This is a genomic window from Streptomyces soli, assembly GCF_003999195.1.
Lineage (GTDB): Bacteria > Actinomycetota > Actinomycetes > Streptomycetales > Streptomycetaceae > Actinacidiphila > Actinacidiphila soli.
Genome location: NZ_RJVR01000109.1, coordinates 1 through 4,531 on the forward strand (window position 1 = coordinate 1; position 4,531 = coordinate 4,531).

General features: G+C 69.1%; 4 protein-coding genes. 2 read left to right on the forward strand and 2 right to left on the reverse strand.

What is annotated here, in order from left to right; translation table 11 throughout:
* Positions 1-146: 146 nt before the first annotated feature.
* Positions 147-1,748 (forward strand): thiamine pyrophosphate-dependent enzyme, encoded by a 1,602-nt coding sequence (locus EFK10_RS09305; RefSeq protein WP_127355261.1) that lies wholly within the window; start codon positions 147-149, stop codon positions 1,746-1,748.
* A gap of 149 nt (positions 1,749-1,897) precedes the next feature.
* Positions 1,898-2,632 carry a carbonic anhydrase gene (locus EFK10_RS09310; RefSeq protein ID WP_206305379.1) on the forward strand — a complete coding sequence of 245 codons (735 nt, stop codon included), beginning with the start codon at positions 1,898-1,900 and terminating at the stop codon, positions 2,630-2,632.
* A 194-nt stretch (positions 2,633-2,826) separates the two neighbouring features.
* Here EFK10_RS09310 and EFK10_RS47175 read toward each other — a convergent pair whose 3' ends face one another.
* Positions 2,827-2,985: a hypothetical protein gene (locus tag EFK10_RS47175; RefSeq protein ID WP_164835897.1), complete on the reverse strand. Its 159-nt coding sequence runs from the start codon at positions 2,983-2,985 to the stop codon at positions 2,827-2,829.
* Positions 2,986-3,044: 59 nt separating this feature from the next.
* Entirely contained in the window at positions 3,045-4,223 is a 1,179-nt protein-coding gene (locus EFK10_RS09315; RefSeq protein WP_127355262.1) for a glycosyltransferase, read from the reverse strand.
* Positions 4,224-4,531 lie beyond the last annotated feature (308 nt).

A 4,531-nucleotide genomic window follows, 5' to 3' on the forward strand; every position in this document is an offset into this window, starting at 1 on the left:
ACGTCCCAACGAAGCATCGGAGTCGGCGGACAGGCACCACCGCCATGTTTTCACGCCCGCAAGGCGTACCCGACAGGGATCAGGGGGACTGACCTGCGGTCCCTGTGTCCCGATCCGTACGTCGATACTTCCCGAAAGGAACCGTTATGCGCTCCGTGCGAGATGCCTCGTTCGATGTCCTGCGTACTCACGGGCTGACCACGTTGTTCGCCAATCCCGGCTCGACCGAGGTGTCCCTGCTCGCAGACCTTCCCGACGACCTGGAATTCGTCCTCGCCCTGCACGAGGGGTCGGTGGTCGGCGCCGCGACCGGCTGGGCGATCGCACGCCAGGCGCCCGCGCTGGTCCTGCTGCACACCACCGCCGGGCTGGGCAACGCGGTCGGCGCGCTCGCAACCGCACGGGAGAACAAGGCTCCGCTGGTGGTGCTGGTCGGGCAGCAGGACCGCCGGCACCTCGCCCACGAGCCCTTTCTGACGGGGCGTCTGGAGGGTCTCGCGGGCGATTACCCGGTACGGGTGGAGACGCCTGCCCGCGCCCAGGACGTGCCCGGGGCGATCGGCCGTGCGGCACACGCGGCGGTTACCGCACGGGGGCCGGCGGTGGTCGTCGTGCCGATGGACGACTGGGCCCAGCCGGCCGAGGAACTGCCCGTACCCGCGCCCGCGGTGCTGCTGCGGGCCGGCGGTGCCGACACCGCCTCCGTCGCGAAGGTCGCCGAACTGTTGACGGCCGCCGTCTCCCCCGCCCTGGTCGTCGGCGCGGGGGCGGACCACCCTGCCACCTGGCAGGCGCTGACCACGCTCGCCGAACGGCTCGGATGCCCGGTGTGGCAGGAATCCTTCGGCGCCCGGGCCGGCTTCCCCCAGGACCATCCGAACTTTGCCGGACACCTTCCCAGCGACCGCACCCGGCTCCGGGAGACCCTCGCTCCCCATGACCTCGTGCTGGCCGTAGGGGCGCCCGTCCTGCGCCAATACCCCTACGTTCCCGGCCCCTTGGCGCACCAGACGACCCGCCTCGTCCTGGCGACGGACGACCCCGGCGAAGCCCAACGCGCCCCCGCCGAACTGGCCGTCCTCACCCCCCTGCCCGCCTTCTGCGCCGAACTGGCGCGCACCCTGCCTCCCCGGCCCGCCGCACCGCCCCGGGCCGTCGCTCGCAGGCCCGCACCCGAACCGCCGCTCGAAGGACAGCCGTTGCGTGCCGCGCACGTCCTCGCCGCGCTCGCCGATCGGCTGCCGCCGGACACCGTCGTCGTCGAGGAGACCCCCTCCAGCCGTCCCGACCTGCACGCACTACTGCCGGCCCGCCGCCCGCTCGGCTTCCTCAGCGCGGCCATGGGCGGACTCGGCTTCGCCATGCCCGCCGCCGTCGGAGTCCGCATGGCCGCGCCCGACCGGCCGGTGGTGGCCGTCGTCGGCGACGGCTCCTCGCTCTACCAGATCCAGGCCCTCTGGACAGCCGCGCACTACGGTGTCGGAGTCCTCTTCGTCGTCCTGGCCAACGGCCGCTACGCGATCATGGACCGCCTCGCCGAACGCCACGGCGGCAAACCCCCCTGGCCCGCCTTCGAGGAAGTCAGCATCTCCGGCATGGCCACAGCCCTCGGGTGCCCCGCCCGCCGCATCACCGACCACCCCGCCCTCCTCCACGAACTCGACACGACCCTGCCCACCCTGGCAACCCGCACCCATCCCCTCCTCCTGGAGGTGTCCGTGGAACCCGACCCGACTTTCACCCCCTGACCACCAGGGAAGTTCTTCCCGGCTGTGGGCCGTCGGTGGCAAAGCAGCCCACGCCCGCTTGCGCCTGCCGTCGGGCTCCCAGACCGCGCTGAACAATCGCCCTCATCAAGACGTACGGACGCGTCTCAGCGGACTGAGGGGAACGACCGATGGACAGAGCGGGACATCCGGATCGCAGAGCTCTGCTCGCCGGCGGACTTGTGGCCGCCACGGTCGCGCTTGCGGGGTGCTCATCGACGAGCGCCGCCCCGGTGGCGACCAGCGATTCGCCGGAAGCGCGGCAAGCCACGCCCGCCGCGGCACTCGCGAGGCTGATGGACGGCAACAAGCGCTGGGTGCGTGGAGACCTTCGGCATCCCGACCGGGATCCGAACCGACGCCAGTTCGTGGCCCAGAAGCAGGTACCTTTCGGGGCGATCCTCTCGTGCATCGACTCCCGGGTGCCGCCTGAACTCCTCTTCGATACCGGGCTGGGCGACCTTTACGTGATGCGCACGGGCGGCGAGGCGGTCGGCCCGGTGGTCACGGGTTCCGTGGAGTACGGGCCCATGACGAGTGGCACTCCGCTCATCGTGGTCCTCGGGCATCAGCGTTGCGGCGCCATCGAGGCGGCGTACAAGTCCATCCGTGACGGCAAACCACTGCCCGGCAACCTGGAGGCGATCGCCGGGGCTCTGCGGCCCGCGTACGAGCAGACGGTCCGGGAAGGCGGTGCCGACCCGATCGAGACCATGGCCCGCGCTCAGGTGAAGCTGACCGCGGCCGACCTGCGCTCCAACCGGGATCTGGCCCCACTCGTGGGAAAGGGCGCCCTTGCCGTGGTCGGCGCCTACTACTCGCTCGACACCGGCGAGGTGGAAGTCCTGGCCGGCGCGCCTTCCTGACCGGTCGGACGAGACCCTGAAAGTCAGCACGGGAATACGGAAAGGGTCGGGCTCAACAGAGCCCGACCCACTTCGGACCCCGCAGAAGGGCGGGTCCCGGAGCGCACCGGCCGTGCAGCTCGGGCCCGAGGCCGAGCGGATCGGGGGCGGCCAGGCACTCTCACTGCGGTGCGGTCCGGGACCTGCTGGAATGGCTAGCGGCGGCGCGGGGTGAGCTTGTAGAGGGCGAAGCCGGCAGCGATGAGGGTGGTGGCTGCCACAAGAACCGCCATGCTGTTCATCCAGACGCCGGTGGCGGCCAGTGCGGCTCCGCCGGCTCCGGTTGTGCCCGCGCCTATGACTCGTCCGTACATTGATGTCCTCCTGTTTGATGGGTTGGGATGCGTGGGGGGCGTGGGGCTCTTGGGGGGGATCAGGTGGCGATCCACTTCTCCTCACTTCGGCGGAGCAGACCCCACAGCGAAGCGAAGTAGACGGCGTGTTGGAAGAGGTCGTAGAGCATCTCCGGCACCATCAGCAGCGCCACGGCAACAGCCCGCGGCCCCGCTCGGCGCACCGAGACCACCTTCTCGACCACAAAGATCAGGCCGATGGAGGTCCAGAACAGCGAGAGGCCGGGCCAGCCATAGGTCGAGAGGGTCAGTGCGATGAAAGCCAGGTAGACCAGGAAGCTCAGGGCGCCGAAGCCCATCATGAACTGCTGGAAAAAATAGCGTGCCGTCACCCGGGTCCAGCCGTAGTCCCGCAGGTTCTCCAAGGCGCCACGTTGCCAGCGCATCCGCTGATGCCAGAGTTTGGGGAGGCTGGTCATGACCTCGGTGGTCACCGAGCAGCCCGCTGGGGACATGGTGCGGTAGCCAAGGGTCTTGACCGCCTTGGTGATCTCGTCGTCCTCGGTGAGCGAGGCGAGGCTGTAGTAGTCGTCGCCGCCGCCGAGCCGGCCGGCCCTGCGCGCGGCGCGAACTTCCCGGAGCACCCGCGCCCGGAACATCGTGCCTGTGCCGGTGAGCACCGTGGCCTTGCCGCCGTTGCGCTGGATCTCCCAGGCGTAGCGGTGGAACTCCATCCTCTGGAGAAGGCCGAGCAGCCCGCCGCCCTCCTCGCCGTAGAACACGCCGCCGACTGCCCCGACCTTCCGGTTGAAGGTGCCGATGGCTGTCTCGACGAAGTAGGGGTTGAGGACGGTGTCAGCGTCCTGAACGAGGATCAGATCACGGTCTGCGAGGTACGGAAGCACCCACGCGATGGCCTGGTTGAGCGCCCCGGCCTTCTTGTGGGTGTTGCCCTGGGTGGGGAAGACATCCGCTCCGTGCCGCTGGGCGATCTCCGCAGTGGCGTCGGTGCAGTTGTCGGCGACGACAACGATGAGGTCGGGAGGTCTGGTCTGCTGCTGCATGCCGAGGATGGCATCGGCTATGCGGTCCTGTTCGTTGTGTGCCGGTATGAGGAAAACCAGTCGCGGCACGCCTTCGCTGAAGTCCTCCGGTGCGGCGTGTGCGCGGCGCGGCCCGTGACGAGGTCTTCGGTGTGGCTGCGCGGCGTGCGAGTCCGCCAGGTCGAGCACGTCACGCTCCGGGTAGTCGGGAATCAACCGACCTTCACCTCGGCCTGGCTGAGCAGTTACTGATGTTGCACGAGATCTCCACAAGTGCACAAGGTGCGAAAAATGACAATGTGCTAAAGGTTGGGTAAGGCCGACCGGTATCCAGACTCGCCGGTGCGGGGTTCTCCTCCGCCGCGACGGCCCACGGCAGACTGTCAGGTGCGGTCATCGTGCTGATCTTCCTCTTCGTGAGCGTCAGACGCAAGCATTCAGGGGCTAATCGGAGCGTGATGGTGACGGCTGTGTGTGACGCTGTGTGAGGTTGCTGCTCTGGTGTGGTTGGATCAGGCCGTGCC